Source organism: Paracoccaceae bacterium Fryx2, from assembly GCA_032334235.1.
Taxonomy (GTDB): Bacteria; Pseudomonadota; Alphaproteobacteria; order Rhodobacterales; family Rhodobacteraceae; genus JAVSGI01.
Map to the genome: position 1 here is coordinate 1,174,691 of JAVSGI010000003.1, position 25,659 is coordinate 1,200,349.

The 25,659-nt window shown below is 65.9% G+C and carries 19 protein-coding genes, 1 pseudogene and 3 other annotated features; of the genes and pseudogenes, 11 read left to right on the forward strand and 9 right to left on the reverse strand.

The features are described 5' to 3' along the window. The first annotated feature begins 2 nt into the window (after nt 1-2). The 5 genes from RNZ50_06815 to RNZ50_06835 are packed head-to-tail and all read left to right on the forward strand — an operon-like array spanning nt 3 to nt 4,436. Entirely contained in the window at nt 3-1,052 is a 1,050-nt protein-coding gene (locus RNZ50_06815; GenBank protein ID MDT8854737.1) for an iron ABC transporter permease, read from the forward strand. Further along, the gene (locus RNZ50_06820; GenBank protein MDT8854738.1) at nt 1,053-1,931 is read left to right on the forward strand and encodes an ATP-binding cassette domain-containing protein; all 879 of its coding nucleotides are present in this window, start codon (nt 1,053-1,055) and stop codon (nt 1,929-1,931) included. A 43-nt stretch (nt 1,932-1,974) separates the two neighbouring features. Continuing rightward, nucleotides 1,975-2,382, forward strand: coding sequence for a transposase (locus tag RNZ50_06825; GenBank protein MDT8854739.1), 408 nt, complete (start codon nt 1,975-1,977; stop codon nt 2,380-2,382). After that, complete coding sequence (tnpB, locus tag RNZ50_06830; GenBank protein MDT8854740.1) at nt 2,379-2,732, forward strand: IS66 family insertion sequence element accessory protein TnpB; 354 nt, start codon at nt 2,379-2,381, stop codon at nt 2,730-2,732. Before RNZ50_06825 ends, tnpB begins: the two co-directional genes overlap by 4 nt. A gap of 48 nt (nt 2,733-2,780) precedes the next feature. Further along, on the forward strand, nt 2,781-4,436 hold the full coding sequence (locus RNZ50_06835) for an IS66 family transposase (protein MDT8854741.1): 1,656 nt from the start codon (nt 2,781-2,783) through the stop codon (nt 4,434-4,436). A 45-nt stretch (nt 4,437-4,481) separates the two neighbouring features. Here RNZ50_06835 and RNZ50_06840 read toward each other — a convergent pair. Beyond that, nucleotides 4,482-5,725 (reverse strand): IS3 family transposase gene (locus RNZ50_06840; protein MDT8854742.1). Its coding sequence is split into 2 segments (ribosomal slippage): nt 4,482-5,422 and nt 5,422-5,725, totalling 1,245 coding nucleotides; the frame shifts between segments, so codons are not numbered across the junction. Next, nucleotides 5,313-5,429 (reverse strand) — a sequence feature (AL1L pseudoknot). It overlaps the preceding gene by 117 nt. A gap of 79 nt (nt 5,726-5,804) precedes the next feature. Here RNZ50_06840 and RNZ50_06845 point away from each other — a divergent pair. Beyond that, the gene (locus RNZ50_06845) at nt 5,805-6,332 is read left to right on the forward strand and encodes a YecA family protein (protein ID MDT8854743.1); all 528 of its coding nucleotides are present in this window, start codon (nt 5,805-5,807) and stop codon (nt 6,330-6,332) included. Nucleotides 6,333-6,432: 100 nt separating this feature from the next. Here RNZ50_06845 and RNZ50_06850 read toward each other — a convergent pair whose 3' ends face one another. Continuing rightward, nucleotides 6,433-6,621, reverse strand: coding sequence for a DUF1826 domain-containing protein (locus RNZ50_06850; GenBank protein MDT8854744.1), 189 nt, complete (start codon nt 6,619-6,621; stop codon nt 6,433-6,435). A 160-nt stretch (nt 6,622-6,781) separates the two neighbouring features. On the opposite strand from RNZ50_06850, the gene istA reads away from it, so the two are divergent. Beyond that, nucleotides 6,782-8,290, forward strand: a complete 1,509-nt coding sequence (gene istA / locus RNZ50_06855; protein ID MDT8854745.1) for an IS21 family transposase — start codon at nt 6,782-6,784, stop codon at nt 8,288-8,290. Continuing rightward, nucleotides 8,287-9,102, forward strand: a complete 816-nt coding sequence (gene istB, locus RNZ50_06860; protein MDT8854746.1) for an IS21-like element helper ATPase IstB — start codon at nt 8,287-8,289, stop codon at nt 9,100-9,102. The genes istA and istB overlap by 4 nt, the downstream gene beginning before the upstream one ends. 181 nt (nt 9,103-9,283) lie before the next feature. Here the strand turns inward: istB and RNZ50_06865 are convergent, their stop codons facing one another. From RNZ50_06865 to hutW, 6 genes and pseudogenes are all read right to left on the reverse strand, one after another. Beyond that, complete coding sequence (locus tag RNZ50_06865) at nt 9,284-9,514, reverse strand: DUF1826 domain-containing protein (GenBank protein MDT8854747.1); 231 nt, start codon at nt 9,512-9,514, stop codon at nt 9,284-9,286. A gap of 86 nt (nt 9,515-9,600) precedes the next feature. Next, nucleotides 9,601-10,844 (reverse strand): IS3 family transposase gene (locus RNZ50_06870; GenBank protein MDT8854748.1). Its coding sequence is split into 2 segments (ribosomal slippage): nt 9,601-10,541 and nt 10,541-10,844, totalling 1,245 coding nucleotides; the frame shifts between segments, so codons are not numbered across the junction. Then, nucleotides 10,432-10,548, reverse strand: a sequence feature (AL1L pseudoknot). (Overlaps the previous gene by 117 nt.) A gap of 161 nt (nt 10,845-11,005) precedes the next feature. Continuing rightward, nucleotides 11,006-11,260: pseudogene (locus RNZ50_06875) on the reverse strand (IS21 family transposase). A 291-nt stretch (nt 11,261-11,551) separates the two neighbouring features. Continuing rightward, nucleotides 11,552-12,442: an SDR family NAD(P)-dependent oxidoreductase gene (locus RNZ50_06880; GenBank protein MDT8854749.1), complete on the reverse strand. Its 891-nt coding sequence runs from the start codon at nt 12,440-12,442 to the stop codon at nt 11,552-11,554. Beyond that, nucleotides 12,439-12,987: a heme utilization cystosolic carrier protein HutX gene (gene hutX / locus RNZ50_06885; protein ID MDT8854750.1), complete on the reverse strand. Its 549-nt coding sequence runs from the start codon at nt 12,985-12,987 to the stop codon at nt 12,439-12,441. The genes RNZ50_06880 and hutX overlap by 4 nt, the downstream gene beginning before the upstream one ends. A 50-nt stretch (nt 12,988-13,037) precedes the next feature. Beyond that, nucleotides 13,038-14,414, reverse strand: a complete 1,377-nt coding sequence (hutW, locus tag RNZ50_06890; protein ID MDT8854751.1) for a heme anaerobic degradation radical SAM methyltransferase ChuW/HutW — start codon at nt 14,412-14,414, stop codon at nt 13,038-13,040. A gap of 450 nt (nt 14,415-14,864) precedes the next feature. On the opposite strand from hutW, the gene RNZ50_06895 reads away from it, so the two are divergent. From RNZ50_06895 to RNZ50_06905, 3 genes are all read left to right on the forward strand, one after another. Continuing rightward, nucleotides 14,865-15,947 carry an AAA family ATPase gene (locus RNZ50_06895; GenBank protein ID MDT8854752.1) on the forward strand — a complete coding sequence of 361 codons (1,083 nt, stop codon included), beginning with the start codon at nt 14,865-14,867 and terminating at the stop codon, nt 15,945-15,947. A gap of 251 nt (nt 15,948-16,198) precedes the next feature. Continuing rightward, a protein-coding gene (locus RNZ50_06900) for an IS3 family transposase (protein ID MDT8854753.1) occupies nt 16,199-17,442 on the forward strand; the annotation gives its coding sequence in 2 pieces (ribosomal slippage) (nt 16,199-16,502 and nt 16,502-17,442; 1,245 coding nt in all). Continuing rightward, nucleotides 16,495-16,611, forward strand: a sequence feature (AL1L pseudoknot). (Overlaps the previous gene by 117 nt.) Nucleotides 17,443-18,112: 670 nt before the next feature. Next, the gene (locus tag RNZ50_06905; protein ID MDT8854754.1) at nt 18,113-19,336 is read left to right on the forward strand and encodes an IS256 family transposase; all 1,224 of its coding nucleotides are present in this window, start codon (nt 18,113-18,115) and stop codon (nt 19,334-19,336) included. 337 nt (nt 19,337-19,673) lie between these two features. Here the strand turns inward: RNZ50_06905 and RNZ50_06910 are convergent, their stop codons facing one another. Further along, on the reverse strand, nt 19,674-25,658 hold the full coding sequence (locus RNZ50_06910) for a DEAD/DEAH box helicase (protein MDT8854755.1): 5,985 nt from the start codon (nt 25,656-25,658) through the stop codon (nt 19,674-19,676). Between the last annotated feature and the right edge of the window lies 1 nt (nt 25,659).

Below are 25,659 nucleotides of genomic sequence, written 5' to 3' on the forward strand. Positions count from 1 at the left end.
CGATGGCCGACCTCTCGTTGACCCTGCGCCCCAGAGCGCCGCGTGGCCTGACGCCGTGGCTGCTGGCGGGCCTCTGCGCTGCGTCGGTTCTGTCGCTGTCGACGGGGGCAGCCGGGCTTGGCCCCCTGCGCCTGATCGCGGCTATGCAAGGGCAGGCGTTGACCCTGTCCGAGTCAGTCGTGCTGTATGACATCCGCCTGCCCCGTTTGGCGATGGGGCTGTTGGTGGGGGCCGCCTTGGGCCTTTCGGGCGCGCTGCTGCAAGGCCTGTTTCGCAACCCGCTGGCCGATCCCGGCATCGTCGGCGTTGGTGCGGGTGCAGGTCTGGGGGCAGTCTTGGCCATCGTGTTGGGCGGGCTACTGCCGCCTGCAATCCTTGCCTTTGCGGGCGGGCATCTGGTGCCTTTGGCCGCCTGTCTGGGGGGCTGGTTGTTTACGGTGACCCTTTACCGGGTCGCTTCATCCGGCGGGCGTACCCAAGTGGCAACGCTGCTGTTGGCAGGGATTGCGCTGGGGGCTTTGGCAGGCGCGGTAACGGGCGTGCTGATCTATCTGGCCGATGACAGCCAATTGCGCGATCTGACATTCTGGTCGATGGGGTCGCTGGCCGGAGCGACTTGGGCTAAACTTCTGACGGTGCTGCCTTTGATCGGTGCGGTGCTGATCTTTGCCCCGCGCCTTGGCCGGGGCTTGAACGCGCTGGCATTGGGAGAAGCGCAGGCCGCCCATATGGGCATCGACGTTCAGCGTCTGAAACGTCTGACCGTGCTGGCCACCGCGTCGGCCACCGGGGCAGCAGTGGCGGTGTCGGGCGGCATCGGCTTTGTCGGTATCGTGGTGCCGCATCTTCTCAGGCTGGCAAATGGCCCCGATCACCGTAGGCTGTTACCGCAATCGGCACTGTTGGGTGCGGTGCTGCTGGTACTGGCCGACCTGGTGTCGCGCCAGATCGTCGCCCCGGCCGAACTGCCCATAGGCATTATCACCGCCCTGCTGGGCGCGCCGGTCTTTTTGTGGATCCTGTTGCGGCAGGCCAATGCGTTGGGGGGATAAATGCTGCACGTTGAAAACCTGCACGCCAGCCTTGGCAGCCGCCCCATTCTGTGCGGCGTCACCCTGACTGCCAAACCGGGCGAAGTCACTGCCATCTGCGGCGCAAATGGCGCGGGCAAAAGCACGCTGTTGCGGGCAATCTTGGGCGAAATTCAGTCTAGCGGGAAGATGACCCTGAACGGCCGAGACCTGCGCAATCAAAGCGCGCACGCATTGGCCCAAATCCGCGCGGTGCAGACACAGGATACGCAGGTAGCCTTCGCCTTTACAGTGGATGAGGTGGTTTCCATGGGCCATGAGGCCGGGGCGGCAGCACTGGAGCCCGGCATTGTCGCCAAAGCCCTGTTCGCTGTCGGCCTCGTCGGGTACGGCCCCCGTCCCTTGCAAAGCCTGTCCGGCGGTGAACGCCAGCGCGCCTACCTCGCCCGGGCCTTGGCGCAGGTTTGGCACCCCATGGGCCCAGAAGGCCCACGCTGGCTGTTTCTGGATGAGCCTGTGGCTAGCCTTGATCTGGGTCACCAGTTGCAGGCTATGGCGATAGCACGGGCCTATGCCGATGCGGGCGGCGGGGTGGTCATGGTGATGCACGATCTGAATCTGATCGCGAGTGTGGCCCAGCACATTGCCTTTGTCATGAATGGGCACATTATGTCAGCGGGGACCGCCGATCAGGTCATGTCATCAGACCTGCTTGGGCAAGCTTTCGCCTGCCGCGTCAAAATGAAAACCCCACCGCAAAGCGGTCCTTGGTTCCTACCGCAAAGCTGCACGTTGAACGTGAGCGCGACGAGCGGGGCATCTTGCGCACTGGTGGGCGTTTGCGGAGATTTGTCGCCTGACTTGCGAGGAGCACAGGTGAATGGATTGGGTCGAAGCTGATGCCATGCTTCAAGGCAGGCATGAAGACGGAGATTATCGCCGGATCGAGGTGATAACGGGGAAGCGGCGTAGACGTAACTGGACCGCCGAGGAGAAGGCAAGGATCGTTTCGGAGAGCGCGGAGCCGGGTGCGTCCATTTCCGACGTGGCGCGCCGTTGGGGTGTGAACCGAGGCCTGCTGACGGTTTGGCGACGCCATGTTGGCCTGGTTCAGGCGCGTCCGACACGCGGGACCGCAACGGGGCTGCACTTCGTCCCGATATCGATTGCCGACGACGATCGTCCTCTTTGTCTGGATGCGGCGGTTTCCGGTCTGGCGAGTGATCCGCGAGGTTCTGCGGAGCCAGGACGGATCGAGGTGGAGATCGGCAGCAACCGGATGGTGGTGACTGGCCGGGTGGATCCGGCCGTTGCGGCTGCGATGGTGGCAGCCCTGCGTCGGTCGCGATGATCTCCTTCGCGGGTGGGATCAAGGTCGTGGTGGCGACGCAACCGGTGGACTTTCGTCGTGGTCTGAACGGGCTGGTCGCCCTGATCACCGCGGCGCTGGCTGCAGACCCCTATTGTGGCGATGTCTTTGTCTTTCGCCCCAAGCGTCGCGACCGGTTGCGCCTCGTCTTTTGGGATGGCAGCGGAATGGTGGTCGCCACGAAATGGCTGGAAAGCGGCCAGTTCATCTGGCCGCCTGTTCGGGATGGCGCGATCTGGCTGACCCGGGAAGAGTTCGCTCTCCTCGTGGCTGGTCTCGACTGGACGCGGGTGCAGAGAATTCAGGTGAAGAGGCCTGTCCGGGCAGCGTGAAGCTGCTGTATTCGCTTGAAGATTATGGGCTTCATGGTAGGTTTTGCCATGGCGTCCTGCACCGTTTCCCTTCCCTCGGATCCCGCACGGTTGAAGCGGATGGTTCTGGCCCTTCAGGCCGAGAACGCGGATCTGCGTGTCTATGCCGACCTTCTTCGGCTGATGATCTTCGGGGCGAAATCGGAGAAGATGGCGGCCCTCGATCCTGCGCAGATTGCGCTCGATCTGGGTGATCTGTCGGATATCGCCACGACGGGCCCAGCGGCGGCCAACGACGATGCGCCCGGCTCCGGGGGGCCGCCGCGACGCAAGCCTCGTGCCGCGTCACGCAACATGGGCGCCTTGCCTGTGCATCTGCCGCGGCACGAAGAGGTCATCGAGCCGAAGAACACCATCTGCCCCTGCTGCAACCTGGCACTTCACCGCATCGGGGAAGACATTAGCGAGGCGCTCGACATCGTGCCCGCCCTGCTGCGCGTGATCCGCACGATCCGGCCGAAATACGCCTGCCGGTCCTGCGAAGACGGCGTCAGCCAGGCTCCAGCCCGGGCGCGGGTGATGAACGGTGGCATGGCGACCACGGCGCTGGTCGCGCATGTCGTCGTCGCGAAGTTCGGCTGGCACCTTCCGCTTTACCGCCAGGCGCAAATGCTTGCGGGCGCAGGCCTCGACATCGACCGGGGCACCCTCGGAGGCTGGGTCACCCGGGCCGCCTGGTGGCTCAAGCCGCTGCACGAGCGTCTGCTCGGCTTCATCCGGGCGCAGCCCCGCGTCTTCTGCGACGAGACCCCATTGCCGCGGCTCGATCCGGGCCGAGGCAGGACGAAGGTCTGTCAGTTGTGGGCACAGGCAATCGATGATCGGCCATGGAAGGGTCCGGCGCCGCCGGCCGTGGGCTATGTCTTCACGGAAGGTCGCGGAACGGATGATCTGGAGGCCCAACTGGGGCGTTTCGGCGGCGTTCTCCAAGTCGATGGCTATGGCGCCTACAAGAGCCTGGCCAAGCGGCGGCGCAAGAGCAATGTCGCCCCGCTGCGCCTGGCGTTCTGCCTTGCCCATGCCCGCCGCAAATTCGCCGATGTGGTCAAGACCACCGGGTCGACGGAGGCGCTGGCGGTCATAGGCACGATCGCCGAGATCTACCTCATCGAAAGCCGCATCCGCGGGCTGAACGCCGAGGCTCGCCTGACAGCGCGAAAGGCAGAAAGTGCCGTCCTCATGTCGGCGCTGAAGGCGCAGCTCGAGCAGCTGATGGCCGAGGTCTCATCAAAGTCCTCGATCGGCAAGGCTGCTGCCTATACCCTCGGGCACTGGCAGGGCCTGACGGCGCCCTCCGGGCCTCCGTCCGCCTTCGTTCGATCCACCGGATCGAACGATCGCCATGCGACCGGCTCCCGAAGCCTCGACGACGGCAGGATCGAGGTGGACAGCAATATCGTCGAGCGCTCGATCAAGCCGGTGTGCCTTACGCGCAAGAATGCGCTCTTCGCCGGCTCGAAGCGTGGTGGCGAAAGCTGGGCCATTCTGGCCTCGCTGGTGAACACGGCCAAGCTCAACGGCATCGACCCGGAACTCTGGCTTGCGGACGTTCTGGAGCGCATCGTCTCCGGTGCCACCCCAATCAATCGGCTCGACACGTTGCTGCCCTGGACCTGGAAGGCCGAGCGCGAGGCACAGAGACACAGCGAGGTCTTGGCGGCATGACGGGTGAACCGCCCCGGGTTTACCGGAGGGTGGTTTGTTCAATGACTACGCGACCATATCGAGTGAGTTCAGGTTTGCATAGAACGCCTCCTCTGCTTCTGCGGGTGGGATGTATCCGATTGGGCCAAGCAGGCGGCGGTTGTTATACCAATCGATCCATTTCAGCGTTTCCCATTCGACCTCGCGCATTGATTTCCAGGGGCCGATCTGGTTGATGACCTCTGTCTTGAACAGGCCGATGACGCATTCAGCCAAGGCGTTGTCATAGGCATCGCCAACTGTTCCAACGGAAAGGTCGATCTCGGCCTTGGCCAGGCGTTCGGTGTATTTGATCGACAGGTATTGTGATCCGCGGTCCGAATGGTGGACCAAGCTCTTGTTATCCGGCGTCTTTCTTTGCCAGATCGCTTGCTCCAGCGCGTCGAGCACAAACTGGGTCTTCATCGATGTCGAGACGCGCCAACCGACAATACGACGTGCAAAGACGTCGATGACGAAGGCCACGTAGACGGTGCCGGACCATGTGGGCACATAGGTGAAATCTGAAACCCACAGCTTGTTCGGCCGATCCGCCATGAACAGCCGGTTCACCTTGTCGTCCGGGCAAGGCAGAGACGTGTCAGGATTGGTCGTGATGACCTTCTTGCCACGGACCACGCCCCTGATGCCCAGATGGCGCATCAATCGTTCCACGGTGCAGCGGGCGGCGTCTTCACCCTGCCGTCGCAAAACATGCCAGATCTTCCGCGCGCCATAGAGCTTGCGGTTGGCATCCCAGGCCGCGTCGATCTTGAGGCTCAGGGCGGCATCCGATTTGGCCCGGGCCGAGGCCCGGTCAGGATCACGCATGATCGCCCGCCGGTCATAAAAGGTGGAAGGGGCAAACTGCAGTGCCCTGCAGATCGGCTCGACCCCGAATGCCTCTCGGCTTTCCTCAATGAAAGCAGTCATTTGCGAAACGGGCGGTCGAGCTCCGCCTGGGCAAAATACGCTGAAGCTTTGCGCAAAATCTCGTTCGCTTGCCGCAGTTCCCGGTTCTCGCGCTCAAGCTCTTTGATCCGCGCGATCTCAGCGCTGGTAGGTCCCGGCCGTTCGCCACCATCGCGCTGGACCTGTCGCATCCAGACGCGAAGGCTGTCCGTCGAACAGCCCAATTTACCTGCAATCGCCGTCAGCGCCGCAGCCTCGCTCTGATAATCATCGCGGTGTTCCATCGCCAGCCGCACCGCACGCTCGCGGAACTCAGGTGAATACGGCTTCGAGGTCTTCTTCTTTGAGGTCTGTTCCATAACGGGCAATTCTCCGAGAGTTTTGCCCTCCGGTAAACCCGGGGCGGTTCAGGGTTCTTCGGCCGCTTCGCCCCGGAAGATGCTGGATGAGGCATCTTTCGTGGAGTTCCTGCGGAAGCGGCGGCCGCAGCCGCCCGCCTTCACGATGGACGGGCTCGACGGCTATCTCACCGCGTTGATCGTCGGGCCGCGCTTCATCGACCCGCGGAAGTGGATCCCGCTGTTCGTCGGCGACACGGCCTTGATGGCTCCCGAAGAGACAGATGAGGCCCGTGCCCTGCAAACACTCGTGGCCGCCTACAACGCCATCTCCACAGGTCTTGCCGAAACGCCGGACGCTTGGCGTCCCCGCCTTGCTCTGCGGGACAATGGCACCTTCGATCCGTTCTTCTGGTGGATCGGCTTCCTCGCCGGGACTGACTTCGCCCCCCGGATCTGGCGGCCAGTACTGCATGGCCAACCCGAAACCGGCGATATCATCGCTCCCATTCGCGAGATGTCGGAACCGCACGCAATCCTGGACCAGACCGGGGTCATCGGCGTGGCAAAGGCGGTGGTCGCCATCCGCACCTACTTCATGCCGCGCCGCGCAAAGTCCCCCATCTGACGCGCCGTCCCGATGTCAAGAGCGCAAGGCCGCGTCCCGCTCGTGACGCTTACCGTTGAACGACCAAGTGGTTCTTCAACAGCCTCACTACGATTAGGGTCTATGGTGCAAGGGCGTCGTGCCTTGTGACGCCGCCATCGACTGCGGCGGGACCATACTCGGTGCCGTGGCCGCGATAGCTGCACAGAAAGCGCGCGGTCACCCGGTCGCAATGGAACTTGTGGCACGCGTTGGTCTGGATAACGTCGAGGCGGATCTGCACCCGGGGCGTTTGTTGCGCGACAACCATCTTGGCCGGTGCCGGCAACCACCTTGGCCGGTGGGGCTGAACGGAAGACGGGCATGCCCGTCTGGAGGGCAGCCGCACCGGCTTGATTGATTTCGGGGAAGGTGCTGGTCGCTGCGGGTTGGTAAGCCGGGTTCCTCTGCCGTCAAACGGAGGATCCGGGTTGGCCTACAAACCCATCAACGACCAGCAATTGAGATTATACATGTCCGACCTCCGATATCACAGTCAGCGCACGTCGGCCGCCCGCGCCGGGTTCAGCGAGCGCACGGCCCGACGGTTCGATGCCAACCCGACGCTGCCCTCGAACCGCAAGATCGTTCACGGGCGCACGGTGGCCGATCCCCTCGAAGGCTTTTGGGAGGGCGACATCCTTCCCTTGCTGGAGAGGGACAGCGCCTTGCAGGCCGTCACCCTGCTGCGCCACCTTCAGGGCCTGCATCCGCTGGCCTTCCCCGATGACCGCATCCGGCGCACCCTGGAACGGCGGGTGCGGCAGTGGCGGGCGCTGAACGGACCCGAGCGCGACATCATCTTCCGCCAGACGCCGGAGCCGGGCCGCATGGCCCAGTCGGACTTCACCCATGCCGAGGAGCTGGAGGTGACGATCGCGGGCCAGCTATTCCCGCATCTGCTCTACCACTTCGTCATGGTCTACAGCCGGTGGGAGCATGTCGGGGTGGTCCTGGGCGGGGAGAGCTTCACGGCCCTGGCCGAGAACCTGCAGCAGGCGCTCTGGTCGCTCGGCGGGGCACCACAGGAGCATCGCACCGACAGCCTCTCGGCCGCTTTCCGCAACCTGACGGCTGACCAGCGCCAGGATATCACCACGCGCTACAATGCCTTCGTCGGCCATTACGGCATGGAGGCCAGTCGCAACAACCGCGGCGAGGCTCACGAGAACGGCGCGGTGGAATCCCAGAACCGGCACCTCAAGAAAGCCATCGAACAGGCGCTGATCCTGCGCGGCAGCCGCGACTTCGCCAGCATTGAGGACTACCGCCGCTTCATCGACATTCTGGTGGCACGGCGCAACCGGCAGCGGGCGGCGGCCACGCAGGTGGAACGGGCGCATCTGAAGCCCCTGCCGCGCCGGCGCACCACCGACTTTACAGAGACCGTGGTTCCGGTCACCCGCACCAGCGGCTTTCTGGTCAAGAGCATCTTCTACAGCGCCCCGTCGCAGCTGATCGGGCAGCGCTTGCGGGTCCACCTTTACGACGATCGCCTTGAGGCCTTTCTCGGCAGCACCCTGGTCGTCAGCCATACAAGGGCGCGAGGTCGCGGCGATGGCCATCGCGTGCATGTCATCAACTACCATCACGTCATCCATGCGCTGCGGCGCAAACCGCAAGCCCTGTGGAGTTCGATCTACCGCGACAGCCTGTTCCCGCGAACCGAATACGCTGAGGCCTGGAAGGTGCTGCAGCGCGATCTGCCCCGCCGCGACGCCTGCCGCCGCATGGTCGACCTGCTGTTCATCGCCCACGACCGGGCCTGCGAGGCGGAACTGGCACATCTCCTGACGGACGATCTCGACGCCGGCCGGGCGCCGGACCCTGACCTGCTGATGCTCCGCCTGAGCCCCAAGCAAACGGCGCTGCCGACAGATGTCACCGTCGCCCATCCCTCGCTCGACAGCTTCGATGCCCTTCTGGGAGCCTGCGCATGACCTCCCGCGAGATCGACATCCACACGCTGCCCGGCATGCTGACCGCGCTGCGCCTGCCCAGCTTCCACAAGCTTTGGGCCGACATCGCCACCCGTGCCGACACCGAAGGCTGGCCCGCTGCCCGCTTTCTGGCTGTCCTCGCGGAATACGAACTGGCCGAGCGCGACATGCGCCGCATTCAGCGCCACATGAACGAGGCACAGCTACCGGCTGGCAAGACGCTGGCGACCTTCGACTTCAAGGCGCTGCCAACCCTGCCGCGCGCCCGGATCGAGGCCTTGGCGGCCGGCGACTGGCTGGAGGGTGGCGGCAATCTGATCGCCATCGGCAATTCCGGCACGGGCAAAACGCACATTCTCTGCGCGATAGGCCATGCCCTGATCGAGCGGGGACACCGCGTGTTCTATACCCGGACCAGCGATCTGGTGCAGCGACTTCAGGCCGCCCGCCGCGATCTGGTGCTCGAAGCCGCGCTCGCCAAGCTCGACAAGTTCGACCTGATCATCCTCGACGACATCACCTACGCCCACAAGGATCAGGCCGAGACAGGCGTGCTCTTCGAGCTGATCGCCCGGCGCTACGAATGCCGCAGCATCGCCATCGCCGCCAACCAGCCCTTCAGCGGCTGGGACCAGATCTTCCCGGACAAGGCGATGACCGTCGCCGCCATCGACCGGCTGGTTCATCACGCAGCGATCCTGGAGATGAATGCCGAAAGCTTCCGCCAGCGCGCGGCCGCCTCCAACAAAGAGGCGCTGAGCAGACCGCCAACGACAACCATCGCCGACAACAAGGACAAAGGAGAAGGCTGAGCGAAAAACAATTCCAGATACGCCAACCCAGCGGCCTAAAACCGGCCAACGTGGTTGACGGTCACGGACATGCTGGTTGACGCGCTACAGCGTTGCCATCGCCGTGCCAAAAGCCGCAGCCAGCAATGCGGCGTCCCTGGCCAGCATGTCCCTACCCTGTGAGGGAGCAAGGCCAACGACATCAGGCGGCATGAACCGCCGCCTCGACCTTGGTCACAGCCAGCAGGGCGCGCAATCGCGGCAGATGGCTGGGGGCCAAGCCCTCGATCCAGGCCGCAAAGCCCGGATCGCGCCGTCTTCGCCAGGTGGCCGCCGCAATGCCCGCGCCGTGGATGCGAGAGAGCCCACCCGGTTCTTCGGATGAGGCCACCCAGACAGCGCGCGGGCGCGGCTCGCGAAGGGCGTTTGTCATGCCGCCTTCGCATTCCACTGCGGGAAAGGATCGGGAAGCTTGGTCTGAACCGCCCCGGGTTTACCGGAGGGTGGTTTGTTCAATGACTACGCGACCATATCGAGTGAGTTCAGGTTTGCATAGAACGCCTCCTCTGCTTCTGCGGGTGGGATGTATCCGATTGGGCCAAGCAGGCGGCGGTTGTTATACCAATCGATCCATTTCAGCGTTTCCCATTCGACCTCGCGCATTGATTTCCAGGGGCCGATCTGGTTGATGACCTCTGTCTTGAACAGGCCGATGACGCATTCAGCCAAGGCGTTGTCATAGGCATCGCCAACTGTTCCAACGGAAAGGTCGATCTCGGCCTTGGCCAGGCGTTCGGTGTATTTGATCGACAGGTATTGTGATCCGCGGTCCGAATGGTGGACCAAGCTCTTGTTATCCGGCGTCTTTCTTTGCCAGATCGCTTGCTCCAGCGCGTCGAGCACAAACTGGGTCTTCATCGATGTCGAGACGCGCCAACCGACAATACGACGTGCAAAGACGTCGATGACGAAGGCCACGTAGACGGTGCCGGACCATGTGGGCACATAGGTGAAATCTGAAACCCACAGCTTGTTCGGCCGATCCGCCATGAACAGCCGGTTCACCTTGTCGTCCGGGCAAGGCAGAGACGTGTCAGGATTGGTCGTGATGACCTTCTTGCCACGGACCACGCCCCTGATGCCCAGATGGCGCATCAATCGTTCCACGGTGCAGCGGGCGGCGTCTTCACCCTGCCGTCGCAAAACATGCCAGATCTTCCGCGCGCCATAGAGCTTGCGGTTGGCATCCCAGGCCGCGTCGATCTTGAGGCTCAGGGCGGCATCCGATTTGGCCCGGGCCGAGGCCCGGTCAGGATCACGCATGATCGCCCGCCGGTCATAAAAGGTGGAAGGGGCAAACTGCAGTGCCCTGCAGATCGGCTCGACCCCGAATGCCTCTCGGCTTTCCTCAATGAAAGCAGTCATTTGCGAAACGGGCGGTCGAGCTCCGCCTGGGCAAAATACGCTGAAGCTTTGCGCAGAATCTCGTTCGCTTGCCGCAGTTCCCGGTTCTCGCGCTCAAGCTCTTTGATCCGCGCGATCTCAGCGCTGGTAGGTCCCGGCCGTTCGCCACCATCGCGCTGGACCTGTCGCATCCAGACGCGAAGGCTGTCCGTCGAACAGCCCAATTTACCTGCAATCGCCGTCAGCGCCGCAGCCTCGCTCTGATAATCATCGCGGTGTTCCATCGCCAGCCGCACCGCACGCTCGCGGAACTCAGGTGAATACGGCTTCGAGGTCTTCTTCTTTGAGGTCTGTTCCATAACGGGCAATTCTCCGAGAGTTTTGCCCTCCGGTAAACCCGGGGCGGTTCAGTCCACGCCTTTGGGGTAAAATCACAGGAGGTGACAAGGGCTGCATTCAGCGCGGCACAAATAGCCTCGCGGTCAAGGTCTGCGCCTATGAAGACAATGTCTTGCCGCCGGTCGGGCAAGGGCCGCAGGGCGGCGCGCTCGACCTGCTCGAAGAGGTCGCGGCGGCTGGCGCCGAGATGCCGGGTGACACGATCGTTCAGTCGGTCGACCAGTTCGCGGATGGCCTCGTTCAACTCGGAAAGCGAGAAGAACCGTCGGTTGCGCAGGCGCGCGCCGAACCAGCGCTCCGCGATCTGGACCGCCACCTCGACCTTCGCCTTGTCGCGGGGCTTGTAAGGACGCGCGGGCACCACGGCGGTGCCGTATGCTCGGCCATGTCGGCATAGGTGGCCTGCGATTGTCACCTCCAGCTCCTCGGCATGGGTGAAGTCGGCCCCAGCCCCACCGGCCAAGGTGGTTGTCGCTCACGAACAGTGAGCCTTTGCGTCAGCTTTGCAGAAAGTGCCTGGCAATCGGCTGGGCAGGATGGGAGGAGCCTCGTGATGCGCCGTCAGGGCAGGCGGCAGCGGGGCTGGGGACGACCGGGGGGCGGTGGCGCCGGACCCTTGCCCCTTCCGCTTCCGGTCAGGGGCGCCACGGGGGCCGCGAGCGCCGGATCATGCCGCCTGGGCCCGCCGCTCGGCTTCGAGAATGGCGGCAAGCCCCGCGTGATGGTCGGGGTAGCGCAGCGCGAACCCCGGCAGCGCCCGCAGGCGCCCGTTCAGGATCCGGCGGTTCTCGGCATAGAAGGCGGCCATGGCGGGCGGCAGGCCCGCCTCCTCCAGCGGCACCTCGGGCGGCGGCGGCAGGCCGAGCAGGGTGGCGGCGTGGGCCAGAACCTCGGACGAGGCTGCGGGCCAGCCATCGGCCAGGTTGAGGATGCGACGCCCCGCCGGAAGGTGAATGGCCGAAAGGATCGCCCCCGCGATGTCCTCGACATGGATGCGGTTGAACACCTGGCCCGGCTTGACGATCGCCCGCGCGCCGCCGCGCCGAAGCTGGTCGAAGACCGAGCGTCCCGGCCCGTAGATCCCCGAGATGCGCAAAAGGTCGATCGCGGCGCCGCGGTGGCGGGCCAGCGCGCTCCAGGCCCGCTCGGCCGCCACCCGCCCCAGCGCATCGGCCGATTGCGGCGCGACCGAGCGGGATTCGTTGATCCACGCCCCTCCGCAGTCGCCATAGACCGCGGTCGAGGAGAGATAGCCGATCCAGACGAGACCGGGCAGCCGCACCAGCCTCGCCCGGTTCGCGAGGAAGGCCGGGCAGCCGAAGCGGCCGGGCGGCACCGAGACGAGGATGTCTGTCACCCCCGCCAGCGCCTCCTCGGGAAGGGGTGCCGTGCCGTCGAACACATGTGCCGCGACGCCCTGCGCCTGCCAGTCGGCGGCGCGGGCCTCGCAGCGCACCGTGCCCGAGACGCGCATCCCCGAGGCCATCAACTGCGGCAGCAGCGCCCGGACCGAGTAGCCCAGCCCGAAGCAGAAGATATGCCGGTCCCCGAGAGTCACGGCCGGCGCTCCGCAAACCGGGCGGCGGCGGCCTCGAAGGCCGCAACCTGCGCCGGGATCAGCTGCCGGTCCGGCCCGCGGCCGAGATAGACCTTGAACATGCAGCCGCCCGTCACGGAATAGAACTGCACCGAGCGGGTGGGCGTGCCGAAGAGGTGGCGGGTGACGAAGGCGACCGTGCGGCAGGCATCGGTGCGCAGGTGCCCCCCGATGGACGTGCCATGAAGGTTGAGAAAGCCGCGAGCCTCGCTGCCCCTCGGCAGTTCGCCCTTGGCCTCGAGGATCACTTCGCCGGTGTTCATGACCAGCGTGATCTCGCCCCAGTTCGCGATCTCGTCCATCACCTCGACGAAGAGGCTGCCCGGCAGGCACAGCGCCTCGCCCTCGGGCAGGGCGGCCAGCACCTCGGCCGGAGTGGTGCCGGTGCGGGCGGCCACGTCCTCGAGCGCCGAGCCCGGATTTGTCTCGAGATCGGCCCGGATTGCGGCGACCGCGGCGGTGGCACGGGGTGAACTGGCGACGGCTTCGGGGCTTTGGACAGACATGCGGATCTCCTTGCGGACGGGGTTGGACGGAAAGGGGCGGGGCGTGACGCTCATCCTGGCGCGGCCCGCAGCCGGGGAACTTCCTGGATGAGCCACTGGATCAGGTGCCCGGTCAGCGTCACCTGCCAGAACCGCCCGGCAAGGGTCAGGTCCATGAAGCGGTGGTTCGGGCGCATCAGCCCGGCCTCGCACCACTGGTCCAGAAGCGGCGCCGCGACGGCTGCGAAGTCGGTCCCGAGCGCCTGCGACACCGGAAGCGGGTCGAGCCGCCCGCGCTCCATCCCCGCCCGCAGCGCGCTCAGCGCGGGCGCGAGCGGCCCCGCCTGCATCATGCCCGTGGTCAGGCAGCCGCCACTGCCCGCACGGTCGAGGTAGTCCGCAAGCCGGGGAAGGATGCGGAAGCCCGTGCCGCCGAGGTTGCCCCCCGCACCCGCGCCGAAGGCGAGGCAATGGGCGCCCGACTTGGCCTCGAAATTGTAGATGTTGCGTTCGCGCGTGCCCTGCCGCCAGTGGGAGCACGAGAGCCAGCGCCAGCCGGTCCGGTCCATCGCCTCGGCCCCCGCGCGGTAGAACTGCCCCAGCTGCTCGCGCGGGGCGGGCGTCAGCTTGCCCTTCTCCTGCGCCACCAGAAGCGGCGTGCCGGGGATCAGGTTCAGCGCATAGAGGTCGATCCCGTCTAGCCCGAGGCCCGCCGCAAGTTCGACATCGGCCGCGAAGCTCTCGGGCGTCTGGTCTGGCAGGCCGAACATCAGGTCGATCACGATGGCGCCGCGGTCGAGCGCCGCGAGCCCTTCGAGAAAGCGCGCCGCCTCGGCGCGGCCGGCGCGGCGGCCGAGACGGCGGCGCAGGCGCTGGTCGAAGCTCTGCACACCCAGCGAGACCCGGTTCACCCCCGCGTCGAAGGCCGCGCGCGCCTTGTCGAGCCCGAAGGAGAGGATGCGACCCTCAAGCGTGATCTCGCAATCCGGCGCCAGCGGCAGGTGGCGCCGCACGCCCTCGATCAAGCGCACGAGATCGGCCGTCGCGAGCGCCGTGGGCGTTCCGCCGCCGAGATAGACCGCGCGCAGCGGCTGGCCCTGCTGGGCCGGGGTCTCGGCGCCGCGCTCCAGTTGCATAAGCAGCGCATCGACGTAGGGCGCGCCCGCCTCCTCCCGCCAGGGGTTCTGGTAGAATCCGCAGAACAGGCAGTGCGTCTCGCAGAAGGGAACGTGGAGATAGGCGACCGAGGCGTCGCTGCGCGGCCGGGCGTGGATCTCGTGCCAGAGCGCCTCGACCGCCTCGGGCGGCACGGGACGCGCGCCCGTCGCCGGATGCGCGGCGCGCTTTGGCGGGAAGGCGTCGGTCAGCGGATCGCCGCCGGTGCGGGCGAAGAACTCGGTCGCCGCACGGGGCGCATCGGGATGGGCAAGAGGGGCTGTCGCGGTCATTCCGGTCCTCGGCAAGGGGCGCGCTTGCAGGGGGCCGGGCAGGATGCTGGGGCCTGGGTCGGCTAATCCGACTGATTCTGTCACCTACCGCCATTCGCGGCCGAACGCAAGCGTCCCGGTCCTAGTGCGTTCGGGTCGATAGGCGCGTGCTGCACGATCACCGTCTTGCCAGCGATTTAAATCCGAGCATTCTGATCAACAAATCTGAGCTATCCGGCCAGAGAGGCGCCTTCCCGTGTCCCACCGGAGGCCTCATGCTGGACAGCGCCTTTTCCGCCATGCCCCGCCACATCACCGATTTGCCCGAGGGCTCGGTGGCGCTGGCGGCCCATCCCGACAGGCTGATTCCCTCGCTCGATGGGTTGGGTTCCCTCGTCGCGGCCACTGCCAATCCGGCCTGCCGGATCGCACGGACAGGACCCTATCGCGACTATCAGGGATCCCCGGCGCGTGGCGGATGCGCTGACCGCGCGCACGGCGCGCGCGTCAGGCCCCCGGCTTGCAGACCTGCCGGACAGCCCGGCCGCCCAGGCGGCCTCCGCGTTGGTCGCGGACCTGCACGCCTGGCGGGAGGGGCGGGTTGCCTGGGACGAGATCCCGCATTCCCTCCTCCTGCATGGCCCGGTCGGGACCGGCAAAAGCCATATCGCCCGCGCGATGGCCAACGAGCCGGGCCTGCGGTTTGTCACCGCGAGCTTTGCTGAATGGCAACGCTGCGGTCATCTCGGCGACATGCTGAAAGCGATGCACGCGAGCTTCGCGGAGGCGACCAGCCTCGCGCCCTGCATCCTCTTCATCGACGAGATCGATTCCGCCGGCTCGCGATCGGGCGGAAACAGCTCCAACTCGTCCTACCACCGCCAGGTGGTGAACGGCTTTCTGCTGGCGATCGATGAGCTGAACGCGGCGGGCGGGGTGATCCTGGTCGGCGCCTGCAACGATCCTGAAGCGCTCGATCCGGCCATCCTGCGTCCCGGGCGCCTCGACCAGAAGGTCGCCGTTCCGCTGCCGCACCGCGCGGCCATCGCCGCTGTCCTGAAGCAGAGGCTGGGCACGGCTCTCACGGGGGCAGAGATCGACCGCCTGTCGCAGCGCCTGATCGGCGAGAGCATGGCCACGGTGGATGCCCTGATCCGCAGCGCCAGGTCGGCAGCGCGGGTGGCGGGGCGCCCGCTCGATCTTGCCATTCTCGAAGCCCGGCTTCCCCAGCCTGCGCCGAGCCCCGCGGTGTCCTGGCGCGTGGCGGTGCATGAGGCAGCTCATGCGGTCGTGGCACACCTGCTGAACCAGGGCCGGGTGACGCGGGTCAGCCTCGCCCAGGGCGGCGGCCTTACCGAACAGACTTTTGACCATGGCGAGAGTCTCGAGGGTGCGTTCGATGATCACCTCACCGTCTACATGGCCGGGCGGGCGGCGAAACGCCTGCTGCTCGGGGCGGTTTCTGCCGGGTCCGGCGGGCCGAAGGAGTCCGACCTTGCCCAGGCGACGCGTCTTGCGACCCTGATCGAGACGCAGTTCGGCCTGGGCGCCTAGGCGAGGCATCGATGAAGCCACCATCTGCGTGCTTCGAATAGACGGGCGAGAAAATCACCACAGGTCGCTCGGCGCCTTGCAGCGCGTGGACTGTTCCGACGGTCATTCCTTCGCGCCCTTCGACCGCAATCCTGCGGCTGGCACAAGCTTCCCGAATTTCGCGAACCTGTCGGCCGAAAGGGGTGACGATGCCAACGATCTGAACCGCCCCGGGTTTACCGGAGGGCAAAACTCTCGGAGAATTGCCCGTTATGGAACAGACCTCAAAGAAGAAGACCTCGAAGCCGTATTCACCTGAGTTCCGCGAGCGTGCGGTGCGGCTGGCGATGGAACACCGCGATGATTATCAGAGCGAGGCTGCGGCGCTGACGGCGATTGCAGGTAAATTGGGCTGTTCGACGGACAGCCTTCGCGTCTGGATGCGACAGGTCCAGCGCGATGGTGGCGAACGGCCGGGACCTACCAGCGCTGAGATCGCGCGGATCAAAGAGCTTGAGCGCGAGAACCGGGAACTGCGGCAAGCGAACGAGATTCTGCGCAAAGCTTCAGCGTATTTTGCCCAGGCGGAGCTCGACCGCCCGTTTCGCAAATGACTGCTTTCATTGAGGAAAGCCGAGAGGCATTCGGGGTCGAGCCGATCTGCAGGGCACTGCAGTTTGCCCCTTCCACCTTTTATGACCGGCGGGCGATCATGCGTGATCCTGACCGGGCCTCGGCCCGGGCCAAATCGGATGCCGCCCTGAGCCTCAAGATCGACGCGGCCTGGGATGCCAACCGCAAGCTCTATGGCGCGCGGAAGATCTGGCATGTTTTGCGACGGCAGGGTGAAGACGCCGCCCGCTGCACCGTGGAACGATTGATGCGCCATCTGGGCATCAGGGGCGTGGTCCGTGGCAAGAAGGTCATCACGACCAATCCTGACACGTCTCTGCCTTGCCCGGACGACAAGGTGAACCGGCTGTTCATGGCGGATCGGCCGAACAAGCTGTGGGTTTCAGATTTCACCTATGTGCCCACATGGTCCGGCACCGTCTACGTGGCCTTCGTCATCGACGTCTTTGCACGTCGTATTGTCGGTTGGCGCGTCTCGACATCGATGAAGACCCAGTTTGTGCTCGACGCGCTGGAGCAAGCGATCTGGCAAAGAAAGACGCCGGATAACAAGAGCTTGGTCCACCATTCGGACCGCGGATCACAATACCTGTCGATCAAATACACCGAACGCCTGGCCAAGGCCGAGATCGACCTTTCCGTTGGAACAGTTGGCGATGCCTATGACAACGCCTTGGCTGAATGCGTCATCGGCCTGTTCAAGACAGAGGTCATCAACCAGATCGGCCCCTGGAAATCAATGCGCGAGGTCGAATGGGAAACGCTGAAATGGATCGATTGGTATAACAACCGCCGCCTGCTTGGCCCAATCGGATACATCCCACCCGCAGAAGCAGAGGAGGCGTTCTATGCAAACCTGAACTCACTCGATATGGTCGCGTAGTCATTGAACAAACCACCCTCCGGTAAACCCGGGGCGGTTCAATCTGCTCCAGGGGCCTGCCGTAGCGGCCTTCCAGCCCAGCGCGGTTTTCGTCAAGCCAAGCTGCGATGGTCTGTGCCTCGAACGGATTGGCGCGGCTGCTTCCCGAGGTAAAGGCGCGACCGTCGATGTGAAGATAGCCGAGGGCTGGAAGGGCAGCATCTGATGGCGCCTTACCCCGCAACGGCATCAGCTTTCCCTTGTAGCACAGGGCGTTGCTGAAGCTGATGATTTCATCATAGCACCGCCGGTGTTCAAACAGGTAGAGGCCCCTCTCGAGGTCTGGATACGGCGATACCCGGCAGGCTTGCTGCGCAAGACGCATAGCGCTGCCACTGGTCGAGCAAATCCCGCGGGCCGAAAGGGTGTCGATGTCAGCTTCGCTCGGAAGAAGTCCACTGTTCCGCAAATTGCCCACGTCCACCGACCGGGGCACTGACGAAATAGGTTCGATCTGTTGGGTGTCACCGATGACTAGGGCCCGCTTCGCCAATGAGAATGATGCCCCCGCAACTTCGGGCAGAACCTGCCGGTGGTGTCGCGGGAGTGGTGGAAATTTGAAGGCGGCGTAATCTCCGGGTGAACTGAAACCCACCCAGCCGGCGGCGCCAACCGCCAGGGAGATCACGCCATGAACGACATTACCGACAGCTCGGCCTTTTCGCTACTGCCCGACACGACCGGGTATGACCCGATCGAGGAGCGCCTGCGGGCAAGCGTCCGCGCGACCATCGAGACCATGTTTGAAGAGGAACTGGCCGAGTTTCTCGGCCGCATGCGCTACGGTCGCGGCGACGAGAAGGCGAAGGGCTATCGCCACGGGCACCGCGAGCGGCAGCTGACCGGCACCTTCGGCACCGAAACGGTGCGCGTGCCCCGCGCCCGGGTCGAGGACGAGGACGGCAAGGCTAAGGAATGGCGCTCGAAGGCGCTGCCGCGCTACCAGCGGCTGACGAAGAAGGCCGAGGCGCTGATCGCGGCGGTCTATCTTGCCGGGACCAACACCCGGCGCGTCAAGCGGGCGCTGTTCGGGCTGTTCGAGGGCGCCGTCAGCAAGGATGTGGTCAGCCGGGCTTGGCGCAAGGTGAAGGTGGACTGGGAAGCCTGGTGCGCCCGCAGCCTCGCCGACGAGGACATCGTCCGGCTGATCCTCGACGGCACCGTGATCCGGACCCGGCTGGACCGCAAGGCCACCAACATCTCGGTGCTGGCGGCGATCGGCATCCGCCGCGACGGGCAGAAGGTATTGTTATCCATCAAGAACATGGGTGGAGAGAGCACATCTGCCTGGCGCCAGTTCCTCGACGACCTCGACGCGCGCGGGCTGAAGCGGCCCGAGTTCGTCATTGTTGACGGCGCTCCCGGGCTTGAAGCCGCTCTGGTGGCGCTCTGGGGCGAGGCTCTGCCGATCCGGCGCTGCACGGTCCACAAGCACCGCAACCTGCTGGCGCACGCGCCCAGGCACCTGCACGACGAGCTGACCGAGGACTGCCGCGACATGATCTACGCCGACACCGCCGCCGGGATCGAGAAGCGCCGCAAGGCATTCCTGCGCAAGTGGCAGCTCAAGTGCAAGGCCGTTGCCGACAGCCTCGAAGAAGCAGGGGACCGGCTCTTCAGCTTCACCCGCCTCGATCCCTCGCAATGGAAGTCGGCCCGGACCACCAACGCCATCGAACGGCTGAACGAGGAGTTCCGTCGCCGCGTCAAGACCCAGACCGTGCTGCCCTGCGCCGAGACCGTACCCATGTTCTGGGCGCTGCTGGCATCCGGCCAGATCCAGATGCGCAAGGTCGACGGCTGGGAGACGCTTTCCCAGCCCCTCGACCCGATACCTCTTGACGCAGCCGCCTGAGAAACCGAACCTTCACATGCCCGGACCACGCCGCCAGGGAATTTCCACAGCATTCGCGACATGACCGCTATGCCGCGCAGCGCGGGGTCTCGGAAGCGGCGGCGCGCAAGGCGATCGCAACGAAGCGCATTGCCACAGTGCCCGAGGGCACGATCGACGCCGCCAAGGCCGATGCGATGTGGGACGCGTCCACAGATTCGGGTAACCGTCGCGCAGGCGGCGTCAGGCATCTGGGGCGTGGCACCAAGGCCATGTTGCGGGCGCCAAGGCATGCCACCGCACACTACTAGTCAGTATTGAGCTTTTCACCCCACGTAGACGGCCGCCAAAATGCCCATCAAATCAGACACACAAATATCGCGGGCCGGTGTGCCATCCGCGCTTGGATAGGCGGATCAATTGTTTCGAGGTATTGGGCCAGTCGCGCCATGGTGCTGCCATACGGAGTCGTGACCTTCTGCGAAACCCGCCACAGGTCCATGCCTTGGTCGAAGTAGATCATCACTTTACTGCCGGCAGCGGTGGTCAGGGTTAGGCAGCGTGGATGCTCGGTCTCGTTCCTTTGCCCGATCGACAGGCGATCGCCGGGGAACATCTCGTCGAACAGCGCCTCGCGGTCGGCGTCGGATGCCAACGGATGGTCAATCTGCGCAGGCCGTTCCGAGGGCGGCTTGGTCATCGTGTAAAGCCGCAACCCCGGAGACGCACGCCCCGGAAGCGCAAGAATTATCTCGCGCAACAGCTTGAAATGAACAGGTTGCAGAAGATAGCGGTCGTCATAGCGAACCTCTGCCACGCCCTCGCGCGCCAGCAGGGCGTGCAGAGCGGGGGCGTCCTGCTCGATCACCGACCAGAACGCCCTGCCAAAGCGCGACAGGCTGACTTCCATCCTCTTGCCCATCACGACAAAGGCGGACTTTCCCGGCTCGTCCCGTGGCAAAATGTCCGACAGCGGCATGTGGCGCCAATCGGGCAGGCTGTCCATCGGCCCCGTCACCACAAGATCGGCGGCCCCTGCCCCCCAGGATGCATCCGGTCGCGCCTCGGACTGCGCGGCGGCGGCCACCCCGATCAAGCCCTGCGCCGTCGAGATCACCGCCAGAACCGGCATCAGCCGCACCTGCGGCAGGTCGGCACGGTGCGCAAGACCCGTCTCGTCGGCCAGCCGCACTAGCTGCAGTCGCGTCGGCACGTCCATGCCCGGGTCCTGCAACGCGTCGGTCGCAAAGACGATCTCAACCGGCACCTTTTGCCGCCAGCCCGCCAAAGCGGCAGTCACCGGCCAGTCTGGCAGGCTCCAGCCATGCGGCCGGCCACGGACAAACAGCGTGACCGACAGCGCCGTGCCCTGACCGATGCGCCGGCTGATCAGGTCGAACAGCGGCACATCGGCGGCAACCGTTCCCGGCCCGAACACCTGTTTGCGCGGGTCAAGCGCCAGCAGGTCGCGCAGCTGTCTGGCAAGCTCCAGCCCAGCCTGCCGGGCGGGCAACACCTGCGACATGTTCATATCGGGGCGCAGGATGCAGGCCGGGCAGCCATGCGCGCAGTGCTCGGGGCAGGTCAACCGATCAACCGCATCAAAGATCAGCCCGCCCAGCCGACCCTCTTCGTCCAAGCGAAGCGACAGCCCCGCCCCGCCCGCCGCCTTGTCATACAGAAAGGCCGACACGCGTTTCGACTGATCCGCCCCCAGCGAGGGGCCGGTGGCGATGCCCAACTCGTCGGTCTGAACCCCAAGCCAGGCGGCGAGGCTTTCGCGCAGACCGGCGGCAAGCGCAAAGGCGGCGCCGTGGCCGGTGCCCAGCGGCATCTGCAGTTCGAACACATCGGTCGCGCGGTCATGCACCAGATGCACATGGCGTTGGATCCGGCTTGTCCCTTCGCCGCCCATGCAGCGCCCCGACACCAGCGTGCTCTTGTCGCCGGTCACCAGCGGGCGGTGGCCCACCATCGCCTTGGGAAGCTGGCCGGGGCCAAGGTCGCCGCCCGGCGCCTCGCTTGCCGCGCGCCCGCAGATCAGGCAGATTGCATAGCCCGCCTCCTCTTCGCCCGACCCAAGGGTGATGACCTGCCCCTTGGGGGTGGCGCGCATCGACCAGCCTGCCTCACCGGGCAGCGCGGTGAACGCCGCATCATCGGCCGAGATCTCGGGCATCCGGTAGGGGGCATTGTGCAGCAGCTCATAGCCGATATGCGGTTCTGACCGCCCGACAAAGCCCACCGGGCGCAGGGTCTTTTTCGCCCGCGTGGGCGGGATGAGCGCGCCGCAGCCGCAGGCTTCCGGCAGGTCGCGCGCCAGATGCGGCTTGCCGCAGGCGGTGCATTTGTAAAGCTGGCGCAGGTCCTCCAGATGGCTGGCGCTGGCTTGCGTGCTCCAGGCCGGGCGGATGCCTTCGCTGGTGTAGACCAGACTGTTGATCACCACATCCGCCCCCGGCCCGTATTCGCGCAGCGCCACGTCCAGCGTGCGACTGGCGCTGTGGGTGTCTGATCCGCCGCGCGCAAACCCGCGGCCCGTGCTTATATGGTCAAAGGTCACGACATCGGACGGAAAGCCGTAGGCAGGGGAAAACCCTTCGCGCGCCAGTTCCGACAGAAGGTAGGCGCCATGCATCGTAGCCGCACGGTTGGCGAGCGCAGAACTCACGTCCTTTTCCCCCGCCATCGCGCTGCGCTGGACCAGCGCCTTGTATTCGCCACGCCAGCGGTCAACGATCCCCTGCATCCGTTGCGCCACCTGCGGCGCGAGGTCCCGTACCGACCGCCCGTCCAGGCACGACCCGCGCAGCAGCGCCGGCAGATCGGGCAGGAACGCCTCGGCCCCCGGGCCGCTCAACGCCGCAATGAACCTGTCCACCGGCGCATCAGGCTGCACCTTGCCCGCCTGATCCATGCCAAAGAAGGGGCCGATCTTGTCCAATACCCCCATCCCGCCCTGCTGGCGCAGCCAGCCGGCAAAGGCGGCGGCGTTCACATGGCGACCGATCAGGATGGGCGAATTCAGCGCCACCCGCGGCGGCGTCATCCGCCCCTGCAACAGGCGGCGTGGATCCTCGAACACCTTGTTGTCCAGCGGCATGTCACGGCACCAGGTCACGCCAAAGGCCCACGGCTCGCGCCGCCGCCCCGCCCGGCCCACCCTCTGGCGATAATTGGCGACCGAGGGCGGCACGTTGGCGTTGACCACCAGCCCGACGTTGGACAGATCGACCCCCATCTCCATCGTCGTCGAACAGGCCAGCAGGTTGATCCGGCCTGCATTGAAGTCGGCCTCGTATTCCTTCAGCTGGCTGCGCGGCAACTGGGCCGAATGCTCCTGCGCCCGCATGTAGGCGCCGTACAGCACAGCGCGGCTGTGCAGGCCGCTCCACGCACCCTGCGCGCGCAAGGTGGCGATGGCGGGATCGGCGGCCAGCCAGTCGGCCAACCCGGCGCGCTCGTCCGGCAAAAGACCACCCCGGCGCGCCAGCGGGGCCGCCGGAAAGGTCAGCCGCTGCATCGGGCGCGTGGCATCCAGCGGGCTGCACCCCTTGATCGCATAGGCAAAGACCCGGCGCGACACCGGGCAGGCCCAGGCCTCGCGATAGGGGCGCAGTTCGGCGCGCGCGAAATCCAGGGCAACGGCATGGGTGCTCCAGACCTTGCAGGCATGGGTGACGATCAGGCGATACACGTCGCGCAACAGGGCGTCGGCCTCCTCCAGATCGGCGTCGTTGTCGCGCTTGCCCCCCAGCAGGGTCAGCGCGTTCAGCGCGACGCGGTGCATGCGCTGTTCCCCCCGCACCAGGGCCGAGGGGAAGGGGATCGACTCGAGGCGATCTTCGCGCGCCACGTCATTGGCGCAGGCCTGACGCAGCCGCCCCCATTTCGGCGCGATCCAGCGCATGTGCCGTTCCGGCTGCAGGGCCACCACCATCCGTTCGCGAAAGAACAGATCGACCGCCGACAGTACCAGACCCAGGTAATCGGCAGGCGCTACGCCGCGCTGGCGCAGGCTGTCGGGCATGGGCCGGGTCAGCGCTGCGCGTTCCAGTTCGGGAAAGACCAGCCGGGCCAGCCCCATCGTCTCGGCGTTGTTCTGCCGCTTGGGGCGGCGCATCATCTCTCGCATCATCAGAACCTGCGCCAAGGCGTCGATATGGGTGACGAATTCGTCGCCCCGGTCTTTCCAGACCTCGCGCACGAACAGGCCAAGTTCGGGCTGCGCGGCCAGATCGTCAACGGCCGTGGTCCATTTCACGCCCGAAACGCCGGTCAGGGCCGCCTTCTTTGCGGCAAGGTCCTCTTGCAGCACCGCCGGCGGTTCCATCCCTGCTGCCACCAGCACGGCAAGGGTTGCTTCCAGCTGTGCCACCTCTTCGGGCGATCCGGCCTTTCCTTGGGCCGCCTGCGTTTCGTGCCACAGAAAGGCGCGGGTCAGGCTGCGTTCGGCCTCGGCCTGCAACTTGGCCGCCAGACGCGCCACGCCCTGCCGGCTGTCGGTAAAGCTGACCGCCCCGCGCCCGGCCATCGGCTTTTTCACCGGGTCGGGGTCGGGCAGGCTGAAGGCCTCGATCATGGTCTGCATGTTGTGGCCCATCAGAAAGGCCGGGCTGAAGCGCAGATGCTTGAAGCTGTTGTCGGTGCGGGTCTCATTACAGGGGCAGACCGGATCCGCGTCGATCACGCGAAGGGCCAAATGGCCCTGCGGCGCCTCGGCGGTGTTGGACATCAGCGCGAGGCTCTCTCGGTCAAGGTGCACAAGCCGCCCCCGGTCGGGTGCTGCGGTGACCCACAGATCGGCTTTGGCGGAAACCGCGCCGCCGCCTGCATCCTCGACATCGGCGGCAAAGTCATCCTCGACGCCCGCGCGCGGCAGGATCAGCCGGTGGGCCACGCCAACCTCCTGCGCGGCCTTCAGATGCGGCGTGCCGCAATCGTTGCAAATCGCCACCTCCATGCAAGGCGCGCCGCAACTGCACCGCTCGCGCAGGGTGAAGTGCACCTGCCCAAAAGGCCAGTCGGCAGCCTCGCGCAACGCGGCGGAGGCATGGGGGCAGGCCGGGTCAAGGCAGGCCCAGGCCCCGCCCAGGGCGCGCAGGAACAGATGCCCCCGCCAGCGCAGCAAGGGCAGGCCGTCCGGCCCGGGCCGCGCCTGCGCCACAAGGTCAAGCAGGTCCTCGGCCTCGGCGCGCGCGTCGGGGCGGCCAAAGGCGTGCAGCGCGATCTCGCCCAGCGTGAGGCCCGCCTTCATCCGCCCGCGCAGGGTCTGGATGCGCGGATTGGGCGCCAGCGCGTCCCAACGCGCCCGGTCATCGGGCAACAGGTTCAGCGCCGCAAGGTCCAGCCCAGCCTCGCCGCGGGGCGGCGGCAGCGTGGCCTCCTCGACCTCGCCCTTCAGGATCGTCACCCGGTCGGGCCCGACCCCCGACAGGCCAGCCACGAATTCGGACAGGCGGGTGCCGGTGTCATCCTCGATCGTGGCCGAGGTGGCCATCAGCCGCACCGCTTCGGGCGCCACCCCAAAGGCCGCACGCACCCGGCGCAGCAGCATCGCCATTTCCGACGCCTGCGCGCCGACATAGCTGTGCGCCTCGTCCAGCACGATCCAGCGCAGCAGGCCTTGCGACTTTTTCAGGATCGCCTGATCCTCGGCCCGCAGCAGCATGTATTCCAGCATGGTGATGTTGGTGACCAGAATGGACGGCGGCTTCTGCCGCAACGACTTGCGGTCCGTGATCTCGCCGACGCTGCCCGGAATGCCATCGGATTTCTCGGGCGTGTCGCCGTTGTACAGCGCATAGGTCACCGACCCGCCCAAGCCCTCGGCCCAGGCAGACAGCCGGTCGCGCTGGCTTTGGATCAGCGCGTTCAGCGGATAGACGATGACCGCCCGGATGCCGCCGCCCGGTGCCGGGTTTTGCAGGATGTCGTTCAGGATCGGGATCATGAAGCATTCGGTCTTGCCCGACCCGGTGCCTGAGGACATCAGCACCGACTGCCCCTCTGCGGCGGCCTGCCAGGCCTTGACCTGATGCCGGTAAGGCTTGCGGTCGCGCGGCATGCGTTCGGCCCGTGCCTGATCCAGCGCGGTCACCAACCGGGCGTCCAGGATCGTGCCCGCAAGGTCGCCAAAGGTTTGCTCGGCCTGCGCCCAGTCCTGCGCCACCTCGATCACGGGATCGGCCAGCATGCTGCCGGGCTGGCCCGGGGCGGCAGACAGCGCGCGGCGGATGTGGCGGTTCAGGCCCGGGCTGTTCGAGCGCAGGTAATCGCTGATCGCCTCGGCCGACTGATCGGCGATGCGGGTCAGGGTTGCGCCAAGGTTCGAGGTCAGCATG